The sequence below is a fragment of the Modestobacter sp. VKM Ac-2985 genome, assembly GCF_026967925.1.
Classification (GTDB): Bacteria; Actinomycetota; Actinomycetes; order Mycobacteriales; family Geodermatophilaceae; genus Modestobacter.
Genome location: NZ_JAPVBI010000003.1, coordinates 511,946 through 537,359 on the forward strand (window position 1 = coordinate 511,946; position 25,414 = coordinate 537,359).

The window sequence follows — 25,414 nt, forward strand, 5'->3', positions numbered from 1 at the left end:
CCGTGGAGACGGCGACCGGCACCGCCCGGCTGGTCAGTGACGCCGGCGGCCGGCTGCGGCTCGCCGTCCCCGCGCTGACCGGCGCACCCGCACGCGCGGTGGCGCTGGAGGACCTGCTGGACGCGGTGCCCGGCGTCCGCGCCGCGCACGCCTACCCGGTCACCGGGCACGTGCTCGTGTGGCTGCACCCCGACGCCGACGCGCGGGCCGAGGTTCTCCGGGTGGCCGCCTCCGCGGTCGCGCTGCCGGCCGCCGCCGAGGTCTCCCGCCCGCCGCGCTCGGCCGACGTCGCCAACGGCGAGGTGGTGCGGATCGCCGTCGGCGGGGCCGCCCTGGCGCTGCTCGGGGTGCGCCGGTACGGCTTCGGCCGACCGCCGGTGCTCTCCGGCCGCAGCCGGCTGGTCGCCACCGCGCTGACCATCTTCACCGGGTACCCGTTCGTGAAGGGCGCCGCCGGCGCACTCGCGGGCAAGCGCAGCGCCGGGACCGACGCGCTGGTCACCGCAGCCACCATCGCCAGCCTGCTGCTGCGGGAGAACGTGGTCGCGCTCACCGTGCTGTGGCTGCTGAACATCGGTGAGTGGCTGCAGTCGGTCACCCTGCGCCGCACCCGTCGCGCGATCTCCGCGCTGCTGGCCGGCACCGAGACCACCGCGTGGGTGATCGTCCCCGGTGAGCACGGCGAGCCCGACGTCGAGCGCCAGGTCGACCTGGCCCGGCTGCGGGTCGGCGACCTCGTCGTGGTGCACGACCAGGCGACGCTGCCGGTCGACGGCGTGGTCGTCGAGGGCACCGGGGTGGTCGACCAGGCCGCGATCACCGGCGAGCCGCTGCCGGTCTCGGTCACCCCCGGGGCGACGGTGCACGCCGGGTCGGTGAACCTGCGCGGCCGGCTGGTCGTGCGCGCCTCGGCCACCGGCTCGGACACCGCGATCGGGCGGATCATCGCCCGGGTCGAGCAGGCCACCGACGACCGGGCGCCGATCCAGACCGTGGGCGAGAACTTCTCCCGTCGCTTCGTGCCCGCCTCCTTCGCGCTCGCCGGCCTCACCTGGCTGGTCACCCGGGACGTGCGCCGGGCGATGACCATGCTGCTCATCGCCTGCCCCTGCGCGGTCGGGCTGGCCACGCCGACGGCGGTCAGTGCGGCGATCGGCAACGGCGCCTCCCGCGGCCTGCTGATCAAGGGCGGGGCGCACCTGGAGGCGGCCGGCCGGGTGGACGCCGTGGTCTTCGACAAGACCGGCACGCTGACCATCGGGCGTCCGGTGGTCACCAACGTCGTCTCCTTCTCCGACGACTGGACGCCGGAGCGGGTGCTCGGCTACGCCGCCAGCTCCGAGGTGCACTCCCGCCACCCGCTGGCCCAGGCGGTGATCCGCTCCACCGAGGAGCGGCACGTGTTCATCCCGCCGCACGAGGAGTGCGAGGTGCTGCTCGGGCTGGGCATGCGCACCCAGGCCGACGGTCGGGTGCTGCTGCTGGGCAGCGAGCCGCTGATGGCCAGCGAGGGCGTGGCCGTCGGGGAGGACGCGCAGAGCTGGCTCGACCGGCTGCGCACCGCGGCGGAGACCCCGTTGCTGCTGGCGGTCGACGGCGAGCTGGTCGGCCTGGTCAGCCTGCGGGACGAGGTGCGGCCGGAGTCCCGCGAGGTGCTGGAGACGCTGCGGGCCACCGGGGTGCGCCGGATCGTGATGCTCACCGGCGACCACGAGAGCACGGCCGCCGCCGTCGCCGCCGAGCTGGGGGTCACCGAGTGGCGGGCCGAGGTGCTGCCCGAGCACAAGCAGGACGTCGTCGCGGCGCTGCAGGCCGAGGGGCACACCGTGGCGATGGTCGGCGACGGCACCAACGACGCCCCGGCGCTCGCCGCGGCCGACATCGGCATCGCGATGGGGGTCTCCGGCACCGACGTCGCGGTCGAGACCGCCGACGTGGCGCTGGTCGGGGACGACCTGCGCCACCTGCTGGACCTGCGCGAGCTGGGCCGGCAGACGCTGGGCGTGGTGCGGCAGAACTACGGGATGTCGATCGCGGTGAACGGGATCGGTCTGGTCGTCGCCGGTGGCGGTGCCCTCTCCCCCGTGCTCGCCGCCGTGCTGCACAACGCGTCGTCGGTGGCGGTGGCGGTCAACTCCGCCCGGCTGGTCCGGCACCGCGGCAGCCGGCCGGACGGCGATGGTCGACCTCCCGCCCGCTGACCCGCCGTCGGGTCAGCGGGGCTCGGGCACCCGGTCGTCGACCGGGTGCCCGGCGTGGGAGAGCGCCTGGCGCAGCAGCGCACCCACGTGCGGATCGGCCAGCTGGTAGTAGACGAAGGTGCCCTCGCGCCGGTTGGTGACCAGGCCGGCCAGCCGGAGCTTGGACAGGTGCTGGCTGACCGCGGTGGGCGAGGTGCCGGCCAGCTCGGCCAGGCAGGCGACCGACGTCTCGCCCTGCATCAGCGCCCACAGGACGTTGAGCCGGGTGGGGTCACCCAGCATGCGCAACGCCTCCGCGGCCCGCCGCACCGCGTCGCCGGACGGCATGGAGAAGCCGTCGATGCCGGTGTGTGCCATCCCTGCACCTTAGGCCGGACGTCGACTTGCGTGCCTGCGCATCTGCGCAGATAGGGTGCCACGGTGACCCTGACGCAGGCCCCGCAGCAGGCCGTCCCAGCTCCTGCCCGGCCGCCGCGACTGCCCGGCTGGGCAGCGGTGCCGGAGGTGCGCTGGGCCGCCGCGGCGCTGGCGTTCTTCCTCGCCGGGGGCCTGGTGCAGCTGCTGGACGGGCCGCAGCCCCTGGCCTGGGCGCTCTACCTCTGCTGCTACGCCACCGGTGGCTGGGAGCCGGCCTGGGCCGGGCTCACCGCGCTGCGCGAACGCACCCTGGACGTCGACCTGCTCATGGTGCTGGCCGCGATCGGCGCGCTCGCCCTGGGCCAGGTCTTCGACGGCGCGCTGCTCATCGTCATCTTCGCCACGTCCGGGGCGCTGGAGACGGTGGCCACCCGCCGCACCGCCGACGCCGTCCGCGGGCTCACCGACCTCGCCCCCGAGCAGGCCACCGTGCTGGCCGGCGGGCAGGAGCGGGTGGTGCCCGCCGCTGACCTGGCCGTCGGCGACGTGGTGCTGGTCCGGCCGGGTGAACGGGTGCCGGCGGACGGGACCGTGCTCGACGGCGGCTCGGACGTCGACCAGGCCTCCATCACCGGCGAGCCGCTGCCGGTGGACAAGGCGCCCGGCGACGAGGTCTGGGCCGGGACGTCGAACGGCACGGGCGTGCTGACCGTGCGGGTCGACCGGCCGGCGGCCGAGGCGGTCGTCGCCCGGATCGCGGCCCTGGTCGAGGAGGCCAGCGCCACCAAGGCCGGCACGCAGCTGTTCATCGAGAAGGTGGAGCAGCGCTACTCGATGGGCGTGGTGGTCAGCACGCTGGCCGTGTTCGGCCTCCCCCAGCTGTTCGGGGAGCCGCTGCAGGAGGCGCTGCTGCGCGCGATGACCTTCATGATCGTCGCGTCGCCGTGTGCGGTGGTGCTGTCGACCATGCCGCCGCTGCTCTCGGCGATCGCCAACGCCAGCCGGCACGGGGTGCTGATCCGCTCCGCCGTGGTGCTCGAGCAGCTGGGCGCCACCACGGTGGTGGCGCTGGACAAGACCGGCACCCTCACCGACGGCACGCCCGCGGTGGTCGCCGTCCGGCCGCTGCCGGGGACCACCGGCGACGAGCTGCTCGCCCTGGCCGCCGCCGCCGAGGGGCCCAGCGAGCACCCGATCGGCCGCGCGGTCGTCACCGCCGCCCGGGTCGCTGGGCTCTCGCCGGCCCCGGCCACCGACTTCCGGGCCGCCGTCGGGTCGGGGGTGCAGGCCACGGTCGAGGGGCGCGCGGTCAGCGTCGCCGCGCCGGCGCCCGGGCAGGAGGCGGTCGCCGAGCTGGTGGCGCAGGAGCAGGCGGCCGGCCGGACCGCCGTCGTCGTCAGCGTGGACGGCCGCCCGGCCGGCGTCCTCGCGCTCGCCGACCGGCTGCGCCCGGAGGCCGCCGATGCCGTCGCCGCGCTGCGCCGGCAGACCCGTGCGGAACCGGTGCTGCTCACCGGGGACAACGCCGGCGCCGCCCGCGCGCTGGCGATCCAGGCCGGGCTGGGCGACGTGCGGGCCGGCCTGCTGCCGGCGGACAAGGCCGCCGCGGTCAGCGAGCTGCAGCGGGCCGGGCACCGGGTCACGCTGATCGGCGACGGCGTCAACGACGCCCCGGCCCTGGCCACCGCCGACGTCGGCGTGGCGATGGGCGGCATCGGGTCGGACCTGGCGCTGCAGAGCGCCGATGCCGTCGTCGTCCGGGACGACCTGGCGGCGCTGCCCACGGTGATCGCGCTGGCCCGCCGGGCCCGCCGGCTGGTGGTGCAGAACCTGGTGATCGCCGGCACGGTGATCGTGGCCCTGGTGACCTGGGACCTGATCGGCACGCTGCCGCTGGCGCTGGGCGTGGCCGGGCACGAGGGGTCGACCGTGCTGGTCGCGCTGAACGGGCTGCGACTGCTGCGCTCCTCGGCCTGGCGGACCGCCGCCCGCGAGGCCGCGCACGACCCCTCCGGCGGATCCCCCGCGGGTCAACGGCCGGTGCGGACCAGCCCGGCGGCGACCCCGAGCAGCACCAGCCCCGCCGCGGGCACCGCCACCAGCCAGGGCGCCCGCTCCAGGTAGCCCACCCCGTCGGCGAGGCTGCGCCCCCACTCCGGTGACTCCGCACCGGCCCCGAGGCCGAGGAAGGACAGCCCGGCCAGCGCCAGCGCGGTGTGCGGCACGCGCAGCAGGGCGTGCCGGCCGACCGGCGGCAGGACCGCCGGGAGCAGGTGGTGCCGCACCAGGTGCCCGCGACCTGCCCCGCTGGTGCGGGCCGCGAGGTGGAAGCCCGAGGCGCGCACCTCGGCGGCCAGGGTCCGGGTGTGCACTGCCAGCGGGATCCAGGCGACCAGGCTGACCGCGACGGCCGCGCCGACCAGGCTGGGCCCGGCGACGGCGGCGACCGCGATGCCCACCACCACCGCCGGCAGCGCGTTCAGCACGTCGGCCAGCCCGGCCCGCCCCCGGCCGAGCAGTCCGGCGGCGACGCCGGTGACCAGGACCACCGCGCTGATCAGCAGGGCCAGCCCCACCGAGGGCAGGGCACCGGCGCCGAACCGGGCGAGCACGTCGCGGCCGAGCGCGTCCGCGCCCAGCGGGTGTTCCCACGACGGCGCGGCGAGCCGGTCGCCGAGGTCCTGGGCGGTGGGGTCGCGCAGCACGCCGGCGAGGACCACCAGCGCCAGCACGGCGAGCAGCCCGGCCGCCCACCGGCCGGCGCGGGGCACCGGGGGCGGGAGCTCCGGCGACAGCCCGCCGTCGGAGCCCGCCGGCCCGAGCAGCGCCCGGTGCACCAGCACCCCGGCCCCGCCGGCCACCAGACCGAGCAGCACCAGCAGCGCGACGGCAGCCTGCACGACCGGCAGGTCCTGGGCCAGCGCACCGGCCAGCGCGACCCGGCCGAGCCCGGGCACGTCGAACACCGCCTCGATCACGGCGCCGGCCCCGAGCAGGCCGACCAGGAGCAGCAGCACCTGCGGGACGACGACGGTCAGCGCCCGCCGGGCCACCGCCCCCTGCACCGCCGAGCGGGAGACACCGGCCGCCCGCCAGCTGCGCACCCAGGCCTCCCCCGCGGTCTCCCGGACGGCGCCGGCCAGCACCCGCCCGAGCAGCCCGCCGGCCGGCAGCGCGAGGGCCAGGACGGGCAGCACGAGGTGTTCCGGTCCGGTGAACCCCGACGTCGGCAGCAGCCCCCAGCCCACGGCCACCACCGCGACCCCGACGACGGCCAGCACGAACTCCGGCAGCGCGGCGAGCGCGGCGGCGAGGACCCCGGCCGCACCGCCGCCGTCGGCGCGGCCGTCGGCGGCCCGGCGCACGACGGGCAGCGCGAGGAGCACGGCGAGCACCACCGCCACCGCCGCGGCCGTCCCGGCGAGGGTCGCGGAGACACCCAGCGCCGGCGGGACGACCTCGCCGACCGGCTGCCCGCTGACCCAGGAGGTGCCGAGGTCGCCGGTGACCGCGCGCCCGAGCCAGGACAGCGTCCCGCGGACCGGGTCGGCGGGGAGGTCCAGCTGCTCGCGCAGTGCGGCGAGGACGGCCGGGTCGGGCTCGCGTTCCACCTCCCGGGCCCGCAGCACGGTCCGCGCCGGGTCGTCCCCGGACAGCCAGGGCAGCGCCCCGACGAGGAGGCCGGCGCCGGCGACCGCGCCCAGTCCGGTCAGCACGGGGCGGAGCAGGTGCGACCGGAGCCGTCCGGGAGTGCGCCGCGGCCGGGCCGCCGACACCGGCCGCACCCGGCCGGCGGCGGTCACCCCTCGACCGTCGTCTCGGTGCCGAGCAGCAGCCGGTCGAACGGGTCGACGACCAGACCGCTGACCGACGGGGCGTACCCGGTGTGGGTGCGCTCGTGCAGCACCGGCAGCACGGCGCCGGTGGAGAGCACCTGCGCCTCGACCTGCAGCATCGCCGCCCGGCGCTCCTCGGGGTCGGCCCGGGTCGCGGCCGCGGCGACGGCGGCGTCCACCGCCGGGTCGCAGAGCCGGGCCAGGTTGTAGCTGCCCGCGCAGGTCAGGTCGGCGGCCAGGTAGCCGACCGGGTCGCCGGTGTCACCCAGGTACAGCCGGCTGGCGAGCACCGCGTCGTAGGCGCCGGCGAGCAGGTCGGTCTCCAGGGTGGCGTACTCGGCCACCACGACCTCCACCGTGAACCCGGCCTGCCGCAGCTGCTCGGCGAGCACCGCGGCCGCCTCGGGCAGCTCCGGCCGGTCGGAGTAGGTGGCCAGCCGGATGCTCGCACCGGCCGGGTCGGTGGCCGGGGGCAGGGTGACCGCCGGCCGGTCCAGGCCCCCGGCGGTGTCGTCGTCGACCAGCCCCTCGGCGACGTCGGCCCGGCCCTCGTACACGCCGTCCACCACCGGCTGCGGGTCGATCGCCGCGGCCACGGCCGCGCGCAGGCCCGGGTCGGCGAACGGCCCGTCCGCGGTGTCCAGGGAGAGGGAGACCAGCCGCGGCAGCGGGACGGAGAGCACCTCGGTGTCGGTGAGGGTCGGCAGCTGGGCGATGGGCAGGTTGACCGCCACGTCCAGCTCACCGGCCCGCAGCCCGGCGGTGCGCGCGGCTGCGTCGGCGGGGAAGGTGACGTCCACGCCCGCGAGCTCCGGCGCGCCCGCCCAGTGGTCGGCGTCCGCGGTCAGGGTGGCGCCCGACGTGCCGCGCAGCTCGGTCAGCTCGAACGGCCCGGTGCCGGTGCCCACCGGGTCCGGCGCCGCCGGGTCGGCGTAGGCCGCGGGGGCCAGGAGCACCAGCCCGGGGGCCGCCAGCCGGTGCACCAGCAGCGGGTCGGGCTCGGCCACCTGGACCTCGACCGTGTCCTCGTCCACCGCGCGGGCGGTGAGCCCCAGGCCGTCGATCGACCGGGGGGCCGGCACCGCAGCGGCCGCCGCCGCCAGGGCGCCGACGACCGCCTCGGCGTCCAGCGGCGTCCCGTCGTGGAACGGCACGTCCGCGCGGAGGTCGAGGGTCACGGTGCGGTCGTCGACCCGGCTCCAGCTCTCGGCCAGCAGCGGGGCGGGCTCCCCGGCCTCGTCCAGCCGCACCAGCGTCTCCCCCACGCCCATCCGGGTGAGCAGCACCGCGTCGTCGGAGAACGGCGAGAGCGCGGCGACCGGGGGGAAGGCCAGCGCCAGTGCCAGTCGCTGCCCGCCGTCGGCCGACTCCTCCGCAGCCGGGGCGAAGCAGCCGGCGAGCAGGAGGGGCAGGGCGAGCAGAGCACCTGCGGGGCGGGACATGGGCCCTCTTCTCGGTGGGTGGGTCACGGGTGCGCCGGTTCCTCGGCGGGGACGGCGGGCGCCGGTGGCCCCGCAGCCGGGGTGCGGGCGATCCGCCGGGTGAGCAGCGCGAGGCCGACGGCCGAGGCCGCCGGCAGCGCGGCGAGCACCAGCCACGGGACGGCGGCGGCCGGCTGCGGCCGGTCGGCGAGGTCGAGCAGCGCGCCCACCCCGGTGCTCCCGACCAGCACCGCGGCGCCCCCGGCGGAGGCGAGGAAGCCGAAGTGGGCGCCCAGCCGCCGTTCCCCGGCCAGCCGGGGCACCAGGTCCTGGGCGAGGGGCACGGCGACCATCTGGCCGGTGTAGAGCAGCAGCACCATGCCGACCGCCGGCGCCAGCGCCCAGATCCCGGCGGGCGGGGCGAGCGGGGCGCAGACCGCGACCAGCAGGAACGACGCGCTCATCAGCGCGAACCCGAACGGCAGCGCCCGCTGCACCCCGGCCCGCCGGGCGCGGGCGGTGACCCGCAGCTGGAACAGCAGCACCGACACCGCAGCCAGCACGAACAGCCAGCCCAGTGCCCCCTGGCCGCCGGTCGCCCGGGAGAGCTCGACGGGCAGCGCCAGGTAGAGCTGGTTGTAACTGAGCAGGTAGGTGCAGTAGCAGGCGGTGAAGGCCAGGAAGGTGCGGTTGCGCAGCACGTGCCCCCACCCGGCGAGCACGCTCTCCTCACCACTGCCCTCGGTGCGCAGGTCGCGCGGCAGCCAGCGCAGGTGCGCGGCGAGCACGACGCCGAAGACGCCGGCGGAGACCCAGCAGGTGACGCTGAACGGCACGGTGAGCAGGACGGCGCCGAGCGCCGGCCCGGTGACCGAGCCGAGCTTGCTGGCGATGGCGTCCAGCCCGAAGACCTCGGCCCGGGTGACGACGCCGGCGGCCTCCAGCCGGTGGCCCTGGTCGGCCAGCGCCGACTCCACCGCCGGGGAGAACAACGCCGCCGCGAAGCCGACCAGCACCGTGCCGGCGAGCACCGCGGGCAACGAGGTGGCGACGGCGAGCACGCCGAACCCGGCGATCCGGATCAGGCAGCCGACCACGACGACGGGTTTGACGCCGAACCGGTCGGCCAGCCCGCCACCGAGGAAGAACAGCCCCTGCTGGCTGAAGGTGCGCACCCCGAGCACCAGGCCGACCAGCCCACCGGCCAGCGCCAGGTCCTCGGTCAGGTGCACCGCCAGGAACGGCACCACCAGGTAGAAGCCGATGTTGAACGCCAGCTGGGACAGCAGCAGCAGCCGGGGCACGGCCGGCAGCCGCCGGAACAGCACGAACGGCTCCCAGGTGACGAGCCCGGTCATGCCAGCACCAGCCGCGGGACGGCGGCCACCAGCGCGTGCGCCTCGCGGCTGGCCGGCTCGGTGAGCACGCGGGCCACCGGCCCGGCCTCCACCACCCGGCCGCCGGCCAGCACCACGACCTCGGAGCAGAGCGCGGCGACGACGCCCAGGTCGTGCGACACGACCAGCAGCGCGACGCCCTCGGCGTCGCTGACCGCCCGCAGCAGCTCCACCACCTGCAGCCGGACGGCGGCGTCCAGTGCGCTGACCGGCTCGTCGGCGATCAGCACCTCCGGGCGCGGGGCGAGCGCGCGGGCCAGCGCGATCCGCTGCCGCTGGCCGCCGGACAACTCGTGCGGCAGCCGGCCGGCGGCGTCGGGGTCCAGCCCGACGGCGAGCAGCAGCTCGGCGACGCGGGCCCGGTGGTCGCCGGGCACGTGCAGGCAGCGCAGCGGCTCGGCGACGGCCTGGCCGACGCGCATCCGCGGGTTGAGCGAGCGGCCGGGGTCCTGGGGCACCACCTGCACGGCGCGGCGGAACCAGTGCAGCGCACTCGGCCGGCCCGGCTGCACCGGCCGGCCGCGGTAGGTGACCTCCCCGGCGTCGGGCCGCTCGAGCCCGAGCAGCAGCCGGGTGAGGGTCGACTTGCCGGCGCCGGACTCCCCCACCACCGCCAGCCGCTGACCCGCGGTCAGGCGGAGGTCGACCCCGTCGAGCGCCGGCGCGGCGGCTCCCCGGTACGACCGGGTCAGCCCGCGGGCGAGCAGCAGCTCGGCGCTCACCGGGCCCCCACCAGGGCCGGCGGGCTCAGTGCGGCGGTGGCCTCGACCAGCGCGCGCACCGCGGGGTGCGCGTGCCCGGCCAGCACCTCGCGCAGCGGCCCGTCGGCGAGCAGCTCGCCCTCCTCCAGCACCAGCACCCGGTCGCAGGTGGTGGCCGCGGCAGCGAGGTCGTGGGTGACCAGCAGCAGCCCCGCGCCGCGCTCGCGGGTGGCCCGGCCGAGCACGGCGAGCACGCCGTGCTGCGCGGTCGCGTCCAGCGCGGAGGTCGGCTCGTCGGCGACCAGCAGCTGCGGGCCGGCGGCCAGGGCCAGGGCGAGTGCGGCCCGTTGCCGCTGCCCGCCCGACAGCTGGACCGGGAAGCGCCGTGCGCTGCCGACCGGCAGCCGCATCTCGGCCAGCAGCTCGGCGGCCCGGGCGGCAGCCACCCGTCGTCGCGCCCCCGCCCGGCGCAGCGGCGCGGCGACCTGCCGCCCCACCCGGACCTGCGGGTTCAACGACGTGCCCGGGTCCTGCGGCACCAGCGCGGTGACCGGGCCACGCAGCGGCCGGAGGTCCCGTTCCGCGGCCCCCACCACCTCGGTGCCGTCGACCCGGACGCTGCCGGTGACGACGGCGTCCGGCGGCAGGAGCCCGAGCAGCGCCAGGGTGGTCAGCGTCTTGCCCGAGCCGGAGGCGCCGACGAGGGCGACCCGCTCGCCGGCAGCGAGGTCGAAGGAGACCCCGGCGACGGCCGGGTGCCCGCCGAACCCGACGGTGAGCTCCCGGACGCGCAGGAGAGGTGGGACGTCGTTCACCAGGCGTCCGCGGTCATCACCGTCAGCACGTCGACGTCGCGCTGGCCGGCGAACGGGTCGCGGCCGTGCAGGCAGCGGTAGTTGTCGACGACCAGCACCTCGCCGGCCTCCAGCCGGAAGTGCGGCACGACGTCGACCGCCGTGGCCAGCACGTCGGCCCACAGGTCCAGCTGCGCGTCGTGCTCGGCGGCACGCGGCTCGCGCGGCACCGGGACGGCGGTCTCGCTGGCCCGCACCACCCGGCGGCCGGCCCGGGTGTGCTCGACGAGCCGGCGGACCAGCGGGGTGCGCGGCACCTCGTGCGGCGCGGAGGCCCAGCCGCCGAAGTAGTCGACGTCGGTGCCGGTGAGGAAGGCGTGCAGCTCCGGGCACCCGGTGGCCAGCGCGTCGACGAGGGCGTACCCGTCGACCAGGAAGGAGTCCCCGCCCTCGGGCGCGGGCCGGACGCAGCGCTGCAGCAGCCCGTCCTCGTCCGGGTCGCGCAGGTTCACCGTGCGGCCGTGCACGTCGACCACGACGTGGGCGCCGTCGCTGTGCAGCCCCAGCAGCTCGCCGGACTGCTGACGCAGCGGGCGGACGGCGAACAGCTGACGCAGCCGGTCGCCGTAGACCTGGGCCGCCACGACCGGCAGCGCCTCGGGGCCGCGGCTCGGCTCGGCGACGACGACCGCGCCGTCCCGGGCCAGCAGCTCCCGGGCCTCCTCGGGTGTGCTCGCCGACTGCGGGAGCACCCCGGTGCTGCGGAGCAGGTCGGCCAGCTCGGGGCGGACGGCGCCCACCCGGCGGCCGGAGGGCGTGCGTGCGGCCAAGGGGTCCTCCTGCGTGTGGATCGGGACAGCGGCACGGGGTCGATCCGGCCGGGCGGCGAGCGGGGTCGCGCGCCGAGAACCGTATTGCAACCCGTTCGCAGCAATGCGACCGGCCCGGGACGGGCGGCTGACGAGTGCACTGCCCCGCCGGGTAGATTGCCGACAATGGTTATCAGTCCACCGAGGCCGCAGGTCCAGTCCGCAGCCCTCGTCCTCGACGACCTCACGGTCGCCCTCGGCGGGCGGCAGCTCGTGCGTGGGATGCGCCTCGAGATCGCGGCGACCGAGCGGGTGGCCCTGATCGGCGCGTCGGGTTCGGGCAAGACGCTGACCGCCGACGCGGTGCTGGGCACCCTGCCGCCGGGCGCCAGGGTGCTGGGCAGCGTGCGGGTGGCCGGGGTCGACGTCACCCGGCTGCCGCCCGCCCGCCGGCCCGTGGCCGCCCGGGTCGCGGCGGTGGGCCAGGACCCTGCCGCCGCCCTCAACCCGCTGGTCCCGGTGGGAGCACAGCTGGCCCTGCCGTTGCGCAACCACCGGCGACTGCGCGGCGCCGCGCTCGCGGACGAGCGCGCCCGGCTGCTCGAGGCAGTCGGGCTGACCGACGCCCAGCGGGTGCTGCGCAGCTCCCCCGGCGAGCTGTCCGGCGGCCAGCGGCAGCGGGTCTGCATCGCCATGGCCCTCGCCTCCCGCGCGGGGCTGCTGGTCGCCGACGAGCCCACGACCGCGCTCGACCTCGTCACCCAGGCCCAGGTCGTCGCCGTGCTGCGCGAGTCCACCCGGGACACGGCCCTGCTGTTCATCACGCACGACCTCGCGGTGGCCGCCGCGCTCTGCGACCGCGCCGTCGTGCTGCACGACGGCGTCGTGGTGGAGGACGCCCCGATCACCCGGCTGCTGACCGACCCGCAGCACGAGCAGAGCGCTGCCCTGGTCCGCGCCGCCCGCGCCGGCGCGCTGCCGGCCCACGCCGGCGCCGCGTCGTGAGCGGCGCAGCCCGGGGCGTGACCGACGACGCGATCGAGGACCCGGTCCTCGCCGCCACCGGCGTCCAGCGGCGCTACCCGCTGTCCCGTGGCTGGTCGTGGGGCCGCCGGGACGTCGTTGCGGCCCTGCGGGGGGTCGACCTCCAGGTGGCGGCCGGCGAACGGGTCGGGCTGGTCGGCACCTCCGGCTCCGGCAAGTCGACCCTGCTGCGCTGCCTGCTCGGGCTGGAGCGCCCCGATCGGGGCACGGTGAGCCTCGCCGGCCGCACCGTCCAGCCGGGGTCGACGGCCTCGCTGCGCTGGTACCGCCGGCTGGTCCAGTACGTGCCGCAGGACCCGGCCGGGTCGCTGGACCCCCGCTCGACGGTCCGCGAGCTGGTCACGGTGCCGCTGCGGCACCTGCACGTGCCCGGCGACCACGCCGCCGCCGTGACGACGGCACTGACCCGGGTGGGCTTGGACCCGGAGCTCACCGACCGCCGCCCCGGCGAGCTCTCCGGAGGCCAGGCGCAGCGCGTCGCGCTGGCCCGCGCCCTGGCCCCGGGCCCGGTCCTGCTGCTCGCCGACGAGCCGGTCAGCGGGCTGGACCTGCCGGTGCGCGACCAGGTGGTCCAGGTGCTCGCCGACCTCTCCGCGCGCGAGGGCCTGGGCCTGCTCCTGGTCTCCCACGACCTCGCCGTCGTCGCCCGGCTCTGCGACCGCACCGTCGTGCTCGCCGACGGGCTCGTCGTCGAGGAGGGGCCGACCACCGACCTCCTCACCCGCCCCGCCCACCCGCGCACCCGGGACCTGCTCGCCGCCGTCCCCACCCTCCCCGCCTGACCCGCGCCCCACCCCACCCCACCGCACCGCACCGCACCGCACCCACAGAGAACGGAACGATGTCCTCCTCCCGCGCCCCCCGCCTGCTCGTGCTCGGCGCCACCGTCGCCCTGCTGACCACCGGCTGCTTCAGCAGCTCACCCGACGACGGCGGCAGCAGCGACCCGGCCGCCGAGGGCCGGATCTCGCTGGCCATGCTGCAGCCGCCGCGCTCGGGCTTGAACCCGCTGACCGACGACGCCTTCAAGCTCTCCCGCTGGAGCACCGCCGAGACCCTGGTCGTGCTGGACGCCGACGGCGACGCCCAACCGGCGCTGGCCACCGAGTGGACCCAGACCGACGACCTCACCTGGCGCTTCACCGTCCGCGAGGGGGTCGAGTTCCACGACGGCACGGAGCTGACCGCCGAGCAGGCCGCCGCCGCGCTGACCGCCGCGAACGAGGCCTCGCCGCGGCCGCGCATCCTGGACGGCGTCGAGCTGACCGCGACCGCCGACGGTCCCGACGTCGTGGTCACCACCGGCGAGCCCGACCCACTGGTGCCGCAGCGGATGTCCAGCCCGCAGCTGGCGGTGCTCGCCGCGGCCGCGTACGGGGCGGACGGCCGGGTCGACCCGGTCGGCACCGGCACGGGTCCCTTCGAGCTGGTCGCCGTGGACGGCACCTCCGGCGCCACCCTCGACCGCTTCGACGGCTACTGGGGCGACCCGGCGGCCGCCGCCGGCATCGACGTGGCGTTCGTGCCCGACGGCACCGCCCGGGCCGCGGCCCTGCGCACCGGCACGGCGGACGTCGTCGAGGCGGTGCCGGTCTCCCAGGCCGGACTGGTCGAGGAGGAGCTCGTGCACGAGGTGCCGATGCCGCGCACCAACACCCTGTACCTGAACACCGCCTCCGGGCCGTTCGCCGACCCGGCCGTGCGGGTCGCCGCCCGCGCCGCGGTCGAGCGGGCCACCATCGTGGAGACCGTCTACGAGGGCCGCGCCGACATCGCCGAGGGCCTGCTCGGCCCGGCGATCCCCTGGGCCGCCGACCTGCGGGCGGACCAGGCGGACCCGTCGGCACCCGCCGTGCCGGCCGGCACCACGATCACCCTGGGCACCTTCACCGACCGGGCCGAGCTGCCCGAGGTCGCCGTGCTGCTGGAGCAGCAGCTGGAGGCGGTGGGCTTCACCGTGGAGCAGGACGTGCGGGAGTACGCCTTCATCGAGGCCGACGCCCTGGCCGGGGCCTTCGACGCGTTCATCCTGTCCCGCGCGACGGTGCTGGACTCCGGTGACCCGGTCGCCTACATGTACAGCGACTTCGCCTGCGAGGGCTCCTTCAACATCGCCCAGCTGTGCGACCCGGCGGTGGACGCCGCCCTGGAGACGGCCGCGGCCGCCACCCCCGGCCCGGAGCGCCAGCAGGCGGTCATCGCGGCCGAGCAGGCCATCCTGGACACCGGCGCCGCGGTGCCGATGCTGCACGAGCGCGTCATCCAGGGCGAGGCCGCCGGCGTCTCCGGTGCCGTGCGCGACCCGCGCGAGCGGGCGCTGATCACCGCCGGCACCACCGTCGGCGAGGACTGAGCCGTGCCACGGCGGGGATGGGTGACCGCTGCCTCCCGGGCGGTCACCGTCCTCGGCGTGGTGGCGCTGATCGGGGTGCTGCCCTGGCTGTCCGGGCGCAGCCCGGAGCTGTCGATCCTGCGGGCGCGCTCGGCCGAGCAGGAGGCCACCCCGGAGGCCCTGGCTGCGATCCGGGCCGAGCTCGGTCTGGACGCCGGACCGCTCGGGCTGCTCGGGCACTGGGTGTCCGGGCTGCTCCGCGGGGACCTGGGCACCTCCTGGATCTCCGGCGGACCGGTGGGCCCGGGCCTGGTCGAGGCCCTGGGCGTGTCGGTCACGCTGATGGGCGCCGCCCTGCTGGTCGCCCTCGGCACGGCGGCGCTGCTGTGCTGGCCGCCGCTGCACCGGGTCGCCCGGGGCCAGCGGGGCCGCACCGGCGGCGCGGCCGGGGCCGCGCTCACGGCGCTGCCGGAGTTCCTGCTGGCCTCGGTGCTGCTGCTGGTCGGCGCGGTGTGGCTGGGCTGGTTCGAGCCCTACGGCTGGACCGGCCCCTCCTCGGTGGTGCTGCCGGCCCTGGCGATGGGCCTGCCCGGTGGCGGGCTGATCGGCCGGCTGGTCGCCGACGGGCTCACCGTCACCGGCACCGAGCGCTGGGTGGCCACCTGGCAGGTCGCCGGCGCGTCGCCCGGGCAGCTGGGCCGCGCCCTGCTGCGCCGCACCCTGCCCGCGCTGACCACCCAGGTGGCGCTGGTGCTCGTCGGCCTCACCGGCGGGGCGGTGGCCGTCGAGCAGGTGTTCGCCATCCCCGGACTGGGGCGTGCGGTGCTCGGCGCCGCCGAGGCGCAGGACCTGCCGGCCCTGCAGGCCGGGATGCTGCTGCTCCTCGGGATCTCGGCGCTGTTCGGCGGGCTGGCCGCGCTGACCCGGGCACTGCTGCTGGGCCGGGCGCTGCGCAGCGGGAGCGTGCCGGTGCCGGCCCGGACCAGCCCGTCCCGGCGACGCGACCGGCTGCTCCCGGGCGGGGCGGCCGCGCTCCTCGTGGTCGTGGTGGCCGCCGGGCTCGGCCGCGACCCGCTCGCCTCCGCCCACCCACGGCTGGCCGCCCCCAGTGCCGCACTGCCCTTCGGCGCCGACGCCAGCGGGCGGGACCTGCTCGCCCGGGTGGCGCACGGCGCGGTGCAGACCGTCGGCACGGCCGCGCTGGTCGTGCTGGTCACGCTGGTCGTCGGCGTCCTGGTGGGGCTGCTGCCCCGGGCGTCGGTCGGGCCGGTGGAGGTCGCCAACGCCGCACCCCCGGTCATCGTCGGCGTCCTGGTCGCCGCTGCCCTGGGCACCTCGCAGGCCGGCGCGGCGCTGGCCGTCGCGCTGGTCGCCTGGGCACCGATCGCCGCGTACGTGGCGGCCGCGTCGGCGGAGGTCCGGCGCCAGCGGCACGTCACCGTGCTGCCGGTGCTCGGGGTGGGGCCGGCGGCGGTCACCTGGCGGTACGTCGTGCCGACCGTGCTGCCCGCCGCCGCCCGCAACGCGGTGCTGCGACTGCCCGGCATCGCGCTGGCCCTGGCAGCGCTGGGCTTCCTGGGCCTGGGCGCCACCCCGCCGGCACCGGAGTGGGGGCTGCTGCTGGCCGAGGGCATGCCCTACGTCGAGCGGGCGCCCTGGGCGGTGCTCGCCCCGACCGGGGCCCTGGTCACCGCCTCGGTGCTCGCCGTCTCGCTGTCCGGGCTCAGCCGCCGCCCGCGCCGGCCGGCTGGGCCGGTCGCGGTCCCGCCGGGGACGACGGCCCCGTCCCCGGCGCAGCCCGCGGCGGTCGGATGACCGCGGCCCCGTCCTGCGCCCTCGTGGGTTTTTTGACAACGATTCTCATTACACGGATGATCGGGCCATGCAGTCACCGTCCCGACGACGTCCCACCCGCTCACTGTCCGCGCTCTCCCTCGCCTGCGCGGGGGCGGTCACGCTGGCCGCTTGCTCCGGGACGGCCGACGCCGACGCGGCGGGTGCCGGCGACGACGGGATGACGGTCGTGGCGGCCTTCTACCCCCTAGCCTGGCTGAGCGAGCAGGTGGCGGGAGACCTGGCCGACGTCACCTCCCTCACCCCGGACGGCGCCGAGCCGCACGACCACGAGCTCACCCCGCGCGACGTCGCCGCGACGACCGAGGCCGACGTGGTGGTCTTCCTGCCGACACTGCAACCCGCCGTGGACGCCGCCGTCGAGCAGCAGGCAGCAGACCGGGCCTTCGACGCCGGCGGGCCGGCCGACCTGTCCCTCACCTACGAGGCGCACGACCACGAGCACTCCGACGGCGAGCACGCCGACGAGGACGCGCACGCCGACGAGCCGGTGACCGACCCGCACTTCTGGCACGACCCGATGCGGATGGCCGCCGTCGGCGACGCGCTGGCCGAGCACCTGGCCGGCGTGGACGAGGCCAACGCCGAGCAGTACACCGCCAACGCCGCGGAGCTGCGCGCCGAGCTCGAGGAGCTGGACGGGGAGTTCCGCGCCGGCCTGGCCGACTGCGCCACCCGGGAGCTGGTGACCAGCCACTCCGCCTTCGGCTACCTCGCCGACTCCTACGACCTCGAGCAGTTCGGCATCAGCGGTCTGGCGCCGGACGCCGAGCCCTCCACCGACGCGCTGACCGAGGCGACCGGGTTCGTCCGCGAGCACGACGTGCGCACCATCTACTTCGAGACGCTGGTCAGCCCCGCCGTCGCCGAGACGGTGGCCCGGGAGACCGGCGCCCGGACCCGGCAGCTGGATCCCATCGAGGGGCTGACCGACCAGTCGGCAGGCGGCGACTACCCGGCGCTCATGCGGGCGAACCTGGCCAGTCTGCGGACGGGGCAGCAGTGCTCCTGAGCACCCGGCCCCGCCGGGCGCCGGCCGCCGTCCCGGTCGCCTGCGACAGCGCGCTGACGGTGCGGGGCGGCGCTTTCGGTCACGGCCGGGACGCCGCGATCACCGGCGTCGACCTGGCCGTGCGCCCCGGAGAGGTGGTCGCGGTCCGCGGGCCCAACGGGGCCGGCAAGTCGACGCTGGTCCGCGGTGTGCTGGGTCTGTGCGAGGTGCAGGCCGGCGAGGTGCGGCTGTTCGACGTGCCGCGCGCGCGGTTCCGGGACTGGCACCGGGTCGGCTACGTCCCCCAGCGGCACACCGTGGCCGGCAGCGTCCCGGTGACCGTGCGCGAGCTGGTCTCCTCCGGCCGGCTGGGCCGGCTGCGGGCCTGGCAGCGCTTCGGCGAGGCCGACCGGTGTGCCGTCGACTGCGCGCTGGAGAGCGCCGGGCTGGCCGGCTTCGACCGCCGGCTGCTCGCCGAGCTCTCCGGCGGCCAGCAGCGCCGGGCGCTGCTGGCCCGCGCGCTGGCCGGGGACCCGGAGCTGCTGCTGCTGGACGAGCCGACGGCGGGGGTCGACGCGGCCAGCCAGCGGGTGGTCGCCGGCACGCTGGCCGGGCTGGCCGCGACCGGCGCCGCCGTGGTCGTGGTGCTGCACGAGCCGGGCCCGCTGGCGGACGTGGTGACCAGGACGGTGACGCTGCCGGGGGCCGGCGCCCGGTGCTGAGCTACGAGTTCATGCGGCTGGCCCTCGCGGCCGCCCTGCTCGTCGGCCTCACCGCACCCACCGTCGGGGTCTACCTGGTGCAGCGCCGGCTGTCGCTGATCGGCGACGGCCTGGGGCACGTGGCGCTGCTGGGGGTGGCGGTCGGCCTGGTCACCCGGTCCGCGCCGGTGCTCACCGCGCTGCTGGCCACGGTGGCCGGTGCGGTGGCGGTGGAGGTGCTGCGCGCCCGCCGGTCGGCCAGCGCCGACGTCGCGCTGGCCATCATGTTCTACGGCGGGCTGGCCGGTGGCGTCGTCGTGGTCACCCGGGCGCCGGCCGGCACCCCGATCACGCTGGACAGCTACCTGTTCGGCGCGCTCACCACCACGACCCGGGGCGACCTGGTGCTCTTCGCCGTGATGGCCGTCGTCGTGCTGGCGGTGACGATCGGGCTGGGCCGGTCGCTGTTCACCGTCGCGCTGGACGAGGAGCACGCCCGGGCCAGCGGGCTGCCCGTGCTGGGGCTGAACCTGCTGCTGGCCGTGGTCACCGCAGTCACCGTGACGCTGTCCATGCGGGTGCTCGGCCTGCTGCTGATCAGCGGGCTGATGGTGCTGCCCGCCGGCTGCGCGCAGCTGGTGGCCCGCAGCTTCCGGAGCAGCCTGGTGATCGCCGCGCTGATCGGGGTCACCGTGTCCGTCGGCGGCACCGCGGTCTCCTTCTACGCCGACACCCCGTCGGGCGGGACCATCGTGCTGATGGCGGTCGCCGCCTACGCCGTGCTCAGCATCGCCCGGATGGCCCGCCGCGGCAGCCCCCGGTCCGGGCCGGACGTCGTCCCGGCCCCGGTGCGGCCCGTGGGCCGGCCGGGCGGGGTGCCCCTCCCCCGCTGACCGGCGGCGCCCGGTCGGTCCCGGGCGCCGCCGGCAGGTCAGCGGACGGCCAGCAGCACCCGGTCGTCGTGGTCCTGCCAGATGGTGCCCACCTCGGAGAAGCCACCCTCCAGCAACGCCGCCTCGTGCATGCGCACCCCGGTCAGCCGGGTGCCGGGCGCGTGGTCGTCCGGGCCGCGCTCGGCGGCGTTGCGCCGCTCCCGCTCGGCGACGGCCTCGGTCAGCTCGGGCGCGGACAGCGCGGCGGCCCACCAGGCGTCCCAGTCCGGGACGCCGTCGGCGCCGAACGCCTGCTCGGCCCGGCGTCGCTCCGCCGCCTCGGACAGCCGGCTCAGCAGGACCTGGCCCGGGTCGTACGCCATGTTGTCCGCGTTGGCCAGCACGCCGCCGGCAGGCAGCAGCGTGGCGACCCGGCGGTAGGTGGCGGCGAGCTGGGCGGCGGACAGCCAGTGCAGTGCGGTGGAGCTGACCACGGCGTCCACTGCGGTCACCGGCAGCCGCTGCGGCCACGCCGGGTCGCGGAGGTCGGCGTCGACCCACTGCAGCCGCCCGTCGGCGTCACCCAGCGCGGCGGCGCCGACGGCGACCAGCACCGGGTCCATGTCCACGGCGACCACGCGCGCGGCCGGGAAGCGCTCCAGGGCCCGGGCGCCGAAGGAACCGGGGCCGCAGGCCAGGTCGAGCACCGTGCCACCGGCGGCGAGCCGGTCCCCGACCAGCTCCTCGAGCGCGTCCAGGGCGGCGGTGAACCGTTCCTCGCGGTGGCGCAGGTAGCCGCTCTGCTGGCGGTCCCAGTTGTGCAGCAACCGGCGCCAGTCGGTGGTGGTGAGCTGATCGGTCACGGGTGGATCTCCTCCACAAGTGGGGGTGCTGCGACGTCCCGGCCGGGGCGCGCAGGGTCAGGGGTGGGGCGTCCGGGGGGTCCCGGGCGCCGCCGCGCCAGGACGGCGGGCGTGGCGCCCCGGTCGACGACCGCGCCGTGGTGCAGCACGAGCAGCTCGTCGGTGAGCGCGGCGACGGCGGCCAGGTCGTGGGAGATGACGACCAGGGCGACGCCCTCGGCCCGCACGGACCGCAGCAGCTCGAGCACCCCGGCGCGGACGACGGCGTCCAGCGAGCTGACCGGTTCGTCCAGGACGATCAGGTCCGGCGCCGCGGCCAGGGCGCGGGCGATCACCACCCGTTGCTGCTGGCCCCCGGACAGCTGCCAGGGCCGGCGGCCGGCGAGCTCCGGGTCCAGCCCGACCCGGGTGAGCAGCGCCGGGGGGCCACCGAGGGGCACCGGGCGGCCGCGCCGACGGGCCAGCAGGAGGGCCTCGCGCAGCGCCGCGCCGACCGGCTGACGCAGGTCGAGTGCGGAGGCCGGGTCCTGGAACACCAGCTGGGCGTGCCCGGTGCCCGCTGCCCGGGTCGACCCGGCGAGCTCGACGGTGCCCGCGGTCGGGCACTGCAGCCCGGTGAGCACCCGGGCGAGGGTGGTCTTGCCACTGCCGGACTCCCCCACCACGCCCAGTCCGCCGCCGCGCGGCAGCGTGAACGACACCCCCGTCAGCGCGGGCGGGAGCGCCGACCGGCTCCACCGCCCGGCCGGGTACCTCACCCCGACGTCCCGGGCCAGGAGCAGCGGTGCACCCCCGGGAGGTGGTGCCGGGGCAGCGGCCGGTTCCACGGCGGCGTCGCGCAACGCCCCGGTCACCGGGTGCGCAGGTGCGTCGAGCACCTGGGCCACCGGCCCGGACTCCACCACCTGCCCGGCGTCCAGGACGGTGACGGTGTCCGCGTGCCGGCCCACCAGTCCGAGGTCGTGGCTGATCAGCAGCACAGCGGTGCCGTGCTCGTCGCGGGCCCGGGCCAGCAGCGCCAGCACCTGCCCGGCGGTGGCGGCGTCCAGCGCGCTGGTGGGTTCGTCGGCGACGAGCAGCTGCGGCCCGCCCGCGAGCGCCGCGGCGACCAGCACCCGCTGCCGCATGCCGCCGGAGAGCTCGGCGGGCCGGGCGCGCAGGACCCGGTCCACGTCGGGCAGACCGGCCCAGACCAGCAGCTCCCGGGCCACCGCGGTGGCCGCCCGCCGATCGAGCCCGCGGTGCAGCCGAGCGGCCTCGGCGACCTGGGGTCCGATCCGGCGCAGCGGGTCCAGCGCGGTGCCGACGTCCTGGGGCACCAGCGCCACCCGTGCGCCGCGCACCCGGCGCAGGTCGCGCTCGGTCGCACCGACCAGCTCCTGCCCGGCCAGCCGCACCGAGCCACCGGCGACCGCGCCGGCCGCCTCCGGCAGCAGGCCCAGGACGGCGGCGGCGGTCAGCGACTTGCCGGAGCCGCTGCCGCCCACGAGCGCGACCACCTCGCCCCGGCCGACATCGAGGTCCACGCCGTCGACCACCCGGCGGCGCTCGTGCGGCCCGGCCAGCTCCACGGTCAGCCCCCGCACCGACAGCAGCGCCTCGGTGGGACGCCCGGCGGGCGCGGGGCGGGCGCGGTGTCCAGGCGCGCGCACGGCCGGGCGGCCGTGCGTGGTCCACGCCTGCGCCTGCCTGGCCAGCACGAGCACGAGCAGGACCAGCAACGCGAGCGCCAGCATCGGCAGCAGGAACAGCCGCGGGTCGGTGGCCAGGTGGGGGCGGGCCTCGACGATCATCGCCCCCCACTCCGGGGTCGGCGGGCGCACGCCCAGCCCGAGGAAGCTCAGCGTCGAGACGCCGAGCACCAGACCGGCGACGTCCGTGCCGGCCAGCACCAGCACCGGCCCGGCGACCGCCGGCAACAGGTGGACGCCCAGCACCCGGCCGGGTCGGGCACCCAGCAGGGTCAGCGCCTGGACGACCGGGGCACGCCGGCGCAGCAGCACCTCCATCCGCACCAGCCGGGCGTAGGACGCCCAGCTGCCGGCGGCCAGCGCCAGCACCAGCCCGCCGGCACCGCCGCCGAGGACGCCGGCGAGCACCACCCCGACCAGCAGCGCCGGCACCGCGACGACGACGTCGCTGGTCCGCAGCACCAGCGAGTCCACCCAGCCGCCGCGCCACCCCGCGAGCAGCCCCAGCGCCAGGCCGAGGGGCAGCGCGATCGCCACGGTCAGCAGCACGATGCCGAGCGAGGTCCGGCCGGCGACCAGCAACCGGGTCAGCTCGTCGCGGCCCAGGTGGTCGGTGCCCAGCAAGTGCGCGGCCGAGGGGCCGGCCCGGACGGCGGTGAGGTCGGTGGCGGTCGGTGACCAGGGGCTGAGCAGCGGCCCGGCCAGCACGGCGAGCACCAGCAGCCCGAGCAGCCCGAGAGCGGCGCGTGCCGTCACGGTCACGTGCGCACCCCGGCCCGGGCGTCGACGAGCGCCGCCAGCGAACCGGCCAGGCCGCGGACGGAGACGGTGCCGACGGCGATGATCAGCACCGCCGCCTGCAGCGGGTACCAGTCGCGGAACTGCAGCGCCCGCACCAGGTAGTCGCCCAGTCCCGGCCAGCCGAACGCCGTCTCGGCGACCAGGGTGGCGGCCAGCGCGGTGCCCACGACGTCGCCGATCACCACCAGCAGCGGCGCGGCCGCGTTCGGCAGGGCGGTGGCCAGCAGCACCCGGGCCGGGGACAGCCCGCGCGCCCGGGCGGTGGTGGCGAAGGGCTCGCGCAGCGTGCTGCGCAGCCGGGCCTCGGTGACCTGGGCGAGGACGGCGGCCAGCGGCAGCCCGATGACCGCGGCCGGCAGCACCAGGGAGGGCCAGCCGGCGATGCCCTGGGTGGGCAGCAGCCGCCACTGCAGGGCGAACAGCAGCACACCGAGCTGGGCGAGGGCGAAGGCCGGCACCGACAGCAGGGCGAGCGAGCCGAGCTGGATCGGCAGCCGGACCACCCGGCGCCGGGTCAGCGCGGCCACGGCACCGGCGGTCAGGCCGCCCACCACGGCGACGACCGCGCCGGTCGTGGCGAGGGTGACCGTCGGCCCGAGCCGGGCGGCCACCTCACCGGCGACGTCCTGACCGGTGCGCGCCGAGGCACCGAGCTCGCCCCGGAACAGCCCTTCGAGCGCGTGCAGGTAGCGGACCGGCGCCGGGAGGTCCAGGCCGAGCTCGGCCCGCACCCGGGCCACCGCCTCGGCGGAGACCACCCCGTCGCGGGCGAGGACGATCGCGGTGGCGGCGTCCCCGGCGGCCACGGACAGCAGCCCGAAGGTCAGCAGCGACACGACGAGCAGGACGGCGACGCCCTCCCCGGCGCGACGGCCGGCCGCCCGGCCGGCCGCCGCGACCCAGGAGCCCCGCACCGGTCAGCCGGAGACGGTGACGTCGCTCAGCGGCAGGTCGTACTCGGTCGCCCCGAGCTCGAACCCCTCGACGGTGTCGCGGATCGCCCACTGCCGCGGCAGCTGCACCAGCGGCACCGCCGCGGTCTGCTCCTCCAGCGTCGTCCAGGTCGCGTCGAAGGCGGCCTGGCGGCTCTCCTCGTCCGGCGCGGCCAGCGCCGCCGGGATCTGCGCGTCGAGCTCGGGCGAGGCGAACAGGTGCCCCTCCTGCACGCTGCGGAAGTTGGCCGTCAGCGTGCTGTACGGGTCGTAGGGCGCCCCGTAGGTGTTGTAGAAGCGCAGGTCGAAGTCCCGGGCGGAGACGGTGGTGCCGTAGGCGGTGCTGTCCAGCGGGGTGATCGTCACCTCGAAGCCCACGTCGCCCAGCTGGTCGGCGACGGCCTGGCTCAGCGACGTCGCCTGGGGCAGCAGCCCGGGGTCGAGGACGAGGTCCAGCTCCAGCGGGACGCCGTCCTTGCTGCGCACGCCGTCCCCGGTCCACCCGGCCTGCTCCAGCAGCTCCTCGGCGGCGGCCGGGTCGGCGGCGGTGGCGGCCTCGGGGTCGGGTCCGTAGGGCACGTTGGCCGGGAAGACGGTCGTGGCCGCCGTGGCACGCCCCTCGAACAGGCCCTCGGCGATGCCCGGGCGGTCCACCGCCAGGTCCATCACCCGCCGGACCGCCGGGTCGGCGAGCGCCGGGTTGCCCGTGTCGGCGTTGACGGTGAGCAGCAGGTTGGTCGTGGACTCGGTCGTGAGCACCTCGATCCCGTCGGCCTGCTCCAGCGCTGCGGCCTCCTCCAGCGCGAGGGGGGCGGTGTACTCCCCGCCGATCACGTCGACCTCGCCGGCCTGCAGCGCGGCCACCCGGGCGGCGGCGTCCGGGATGACGGCGAACTCGACCCGGTCGAGCGAGGGGGTGCCGCCCCACCAGTCGTCGTTGCGCACGAGCACGATCTGCTGCTCGTCCAGCGACTCGACCCGGTACGGCCCGGTGCCCACCGGCTCGCCCGCGGCCTCCGGGCTGGTGAAGCGCACCGGCCGGGTGAGGGCCAGCTCGTTGAGGGCGGAGTGGTACGGCTGGCTGAGCCGCCAGGTGATCGTCGCCTCGTCGGTGGCCTCGATCGACTCGGTGACCCCGGTCAGCCCGAGGAAGCTGTTGTCCGGGTCCTCGACCCAGCGCAGCAGGTCGGTGCGGGCCACCTCGGCGTCGAACGGCGTGCCGTCGGTGAAGGTGACGCCCTCGCGGAGGGCGAAGGTCATGGTCAGGCCGTCCGGGCTGACCTCGAAGGACTCGGCCAGCGCCGGGGCGAAGGACCCGTCGGCGGTGTAGCGCACCAGCGGCTCGAAGACCTGGTCCAGCACGGTGAAGGAGGAGGTCGTGTAGTCCTGCACGGAGAGCGAGGCCTCCGGATCGGCCAGCGCGATCCGGAGCACCTGCTCGCCCGGTGTGTCGGCGGCGGCGCCGTCGTCGGACAGGCCGCACGCGGACAGCGCGAGCACCAGTGCCCCGGCGGCGAGGGTGACCAGGGGGCGGGACGCGGACATGGGAGTGCCTTCTCTCGGGGGGTGGCGCAGGGTGCGGGGTGATCGGCGGGACGTCGTGCCGCGGACGGTCAGCGCTTGGCTGCCCGTGCGTCGCGTCGGCGCTCCGCGCGGTTGCGTCGGTCGGGCAGGCCGGCGGCCGGCGGGGTGGCCTGGCCGGCGGCGGGCGTGGTGCTGCAGCCGCTCGGGGAACAGCAGTCGGACACGGGGTCTCCTCGGGTCGGGACGCTCCTCGACGGAGCCGGGACGTGGCACACCACCGCGCAGGACCGTGC

Annotated in this window: 20 protein-coding genes; 9 read left to right on the forward strand and 11 right to left on the reverse strand. The window is 77.3% G+C overall.

Going from position 1 to position 25,414, the window contains the following annotated elements; all coding sequences use genetic code 11:
- The first annotated feature begins 2 nt into the window (after positions 1-2).
- The gene (locus O2V61_RS18450) at positions 3-2,201 is read left to right on the forward strand and encodes a heavy metal translocating P-type ATPase (RefSeq protein WP_269184726.1); all 2,199 of its coding nucleotides are present in this window, start codon (positions 3-5) and stop codon (positions 2,199-2,201) included.
- A gap of 12 nt (positions 2,202-2,213) precedes the next feature.
- On the opposite strand, the gene O2V61_RS18455 is transcribed toward O2V61_RS18450, so the two are convergent.
- Positions 2,214-2,558, reverse strand: a complete 345-nt coding sequence (locus O2V61_RS18455) for an ArsR/SmtB family transcription factor (protein WP_164702289.1) — start codon at positions 2,556-2,558, stop codon at positions 2,214-2,216.
- A 63-nt stretch (positions 2,559-2,621) separates the two neighbouring features.
- On the opposite strand from O2V61_RS18455, the gene O2V61_RS18460 reads away from it, so the two are divergent.
- A complete protein-coding gene (locus O2V61_RS18460; RefSeq protein ID WP_269184727.1) occupies positions 2,622-4,682 on the forward strand; it encodes a heavy metal translocating P-type ATPase in 2,061 nt (686 codons plus the stop codon).
- On the opposite strand, the gene O2V61_RS18465 is transcribed toward O2V61_RS18460, so the two are convergent.
- Genes O2V61_RS18465 through O2V61_RS18490 form a run of 6 tightly spaced genes read right to left on the reverse strand, consistent with a single transcriptional unit; the run spans position 4,589 to position 11,537 of the window.
- Positions 4,589-6,361, reverse strand: a complete 1,773-nt coding sequence (locus O2V61_RS18465) for an ABC transporter permease subunit (RefSeq protein ID WP_269184728.1) — start codon at positions 6,359-6,361, stop codon at positions 4,589-4,591. The two genes, O2V61_RS18460 and O2V61_RS18465, sit on opposite strands and share 94 nt — an antisense overlap.
- Positions 6,358-7,836 carry an ABC transporter substrate-binding protein gene (locus tag O2V61_RS18470; protein WP_269184729.1) on the reverse strand — a complete coding sequence of 493 codons (1,479 nt, stop codon included), beginning with the start codon at positions 7,834-7,836 and terminating at the stop codon, positions 6,358-6,360. The genes O2V61_RS18465 and O2V61_RS18470 overlap by 4 nt, the downstream gene beginning before the upstream one ends.
- A gap of 23 nt (positions 7,837-7,859) precedes the next feature.
- Positions 7,860-9,173 carry an MFS transporter gene (locus O2V61_RS18475; RefSeq protein WP_269184730.1) on the reverse strand — a complete coding sequence of 438 codons (1,314 nt, stop codon included), beginning with the start codon at positions 9,171-9,173 and terminating at the stop codon, positions 7,860-7,862.
- Entirely contained in the window at positions 9,170-9,934 is a 765-nt protein-coding gene (locus tag O2V61_RS18480) for an ABC transporter ATP-binding protein (RefSeq protein ID WP_269184731.1), read from the reverse strand. Before O2V61_RS18480 ends, O2V61_RS18475 begins: the two co-directional genes overlap by 4 nt.
- Positions 9,931-10,728 carry an ATP-binding cassette domain-containing protein gene (locus O2V61_RS18485; protein ID WP_269184732.1) on the reverse strand — a complete coding sequence of 266 codons (798 nt, stop codon included), beginning with the start codon at positions 10,726-10,728 and terminating at the stop codon, positions 9,931-9,933. The genes O2V61_RS18480 and O2V61_RS18485 overlap by 4 nt, the downstream gene beginning before the upstream one ends.
- Entirely contained in the window at positions 10,725-11,537 is an 813-nt protein-coding gene (locus tag O2V61_RS18490) for a TauD/TfdA family dioxygenase (RefSeq protein WP_269184733.1), read from the reverse strand. Before O2V61_RS18490 ends, O2V61_RS18485 begins: the two co-directional genes overlap by 4 nt.
- 165 nt (positions 11,538-11,702) lie before the next feature.
- On the opposite strand from O2V61_RS18490, the gene O2V61_RS18495 reads away from it, so the two are divergent.
- The 7 genes from O2V61_RS18495 to O2V61_RS18525 all read left to right on the forward strand — a co-directional run bounded on the left by O2V61_RS18495 (position 11,703) and on the right by O2V61_RS18525 (position 19,331).
- Complete coding sequence (locus O2V61_RS18495; protein WP_269184734.1) at positions 11,703-12,521, forward strand: ATP-binding cassette domain-containing protein; 819 nt, start codon at positions 11,703-11,705, stop codon at positions 12,519-12,521.
- A gap of 17 nt (positions 12,522-12,538) precedes the next feature.
- On the forward strand, positions 12,539-13,342 hold the full coding sequence (locus O2V61_RS18500) for an ABC transporter ATP-binding protein (RefSeq protein WP_269184735.1): 804 nt from the start codon (positions 12,539-12,541) through the stop codon (positions 13,340-13,342).
- Between the two features lie 59 nt (positions 13,343-13,401).
- Positions 13,402-14,913, forward strand: coding sequence for an ABC transporter substrate-binding protein (locus O2V61_RS18505; RefSeq protein WP_269184736.1), 1,512 nt, complete (start codon positions 13,402-13,404; stop codon positions 14,911-14,913).
- A 21-nt stretch (positions 14,914-14,934) separates the two neighbouring features.
- The gene (locus O2V61_RS18510; protein WP_269184737.1) at positions 14,935-16,707 is read left to right on the forward strand and encodes an ABC transporter permease subunit; all 1,773 of its coding nucleotides are present in this window, start codon (positions 14,935-14,937) and stop codon (positions 16,705-16,707) included.
- A gap of 67 nt (positions 16,708-16,774) precedes the next feature.
- On the forward strand, positions 16,775-17,758 hold the full coding sequence (locus tag O2V61_RS18515; RefSeq protein ID WP_269184738.1) for a metal ABC transporter substrate-binding protein: 984 nt from the start codon (positions 16,775-16,777) through the stop codon (positions 17,756-17,758).
- Positions 17,749-18,459, forward strand: coding sequence for a metal ABC transporter ATP-binding protein (locus O2V61_RS18520; protein WP_269184739.1), 711 nt, complete (start codon positions 17,749-17,751; stop codon positions 18,457-18,459). Before O2V61_RS18515 ends, O2V61_RS18520 begins: the two co-directional genes overlap by 10 nt.
- Positions 18,453-19,331: a metal ABC transporter permease gene (locus tag O2V61_RS18525; protein WP_269184740.1), complete on the forward strand. Its 879-nt coding sequence runs from the start codon at positions 18,453-18,455 to the stop codon at positions 19,329-19,331. The genes O2V61_RS18520 and O2V61_RS18525 overlap by 7 nt, the downstream gene beginning before the upstream one ends.
- 38 nt (positions 19,332-19,369) lie before the next feature.
- Here the strand turns inward: O2V61_RS18525 and O2V61_RS18530 are convergent, their stop codons facing one another.
- Genes O2V61_RS18530 through O2V61_RS18545 form a run of 4 tightly spaced genes read right to left on the reverse strand, consistent with a single transcriptional unit; the run spans position 19,370 to position 25,142 of the window.
- Entirely contained in the window at positions 19,370-20,173 is an 804-nt protein-coding gene (locus tag O2V61_RS18530; protein WP_269184741.1) for a class I SAM-dependent methyltransferase, read from the reverse strand.
- Positions 20,170-22,626: an ABC transporter ATP-binding protein/permease gene (locus O2V61_RS18535; protein ID WP_269184742.1), complete on the reverse strand. Its 2,457-nt coding sequence runs from the start codon at positions 22,624-22,626 to the stop codon at positions 20,170-20,172. Before O2V61_RS18535 ends, O2V61_RS18530 begins: the two co-directional genes overlap by 4 nt.
- Positions 22,623-23,579 carry an ABC transporter permease gene (locus O2V61_RS18540; RefSeq protein ID WP_269184743.1) on the reverse strand — a complete coding sequence of 319 codons (957 nt, stop codon included), beginning with the start codon at positions 23,577-23,579 and terminating at the stop codon, positions 22,623-22,625. Before O2V61_RS18540 ends, O2V61_RS18535 begins: the two co-directional genes overlap by 4 nt.
- 3 nt (positions 23,580-23,582) lie before the next feature.
- A complete protein-coding gene (locus O2V61_RS18545) occupies positions 23,583-25,142 on the reverse strand; it encodes an ABC transporter substrate-binding protein (protein ID WP_269184744.1) in 1,560 nt (519 codons plus the stop codon).
- Between the last annotated feature and the right edge of the window lie 272 nt (positions 25,143-25,414).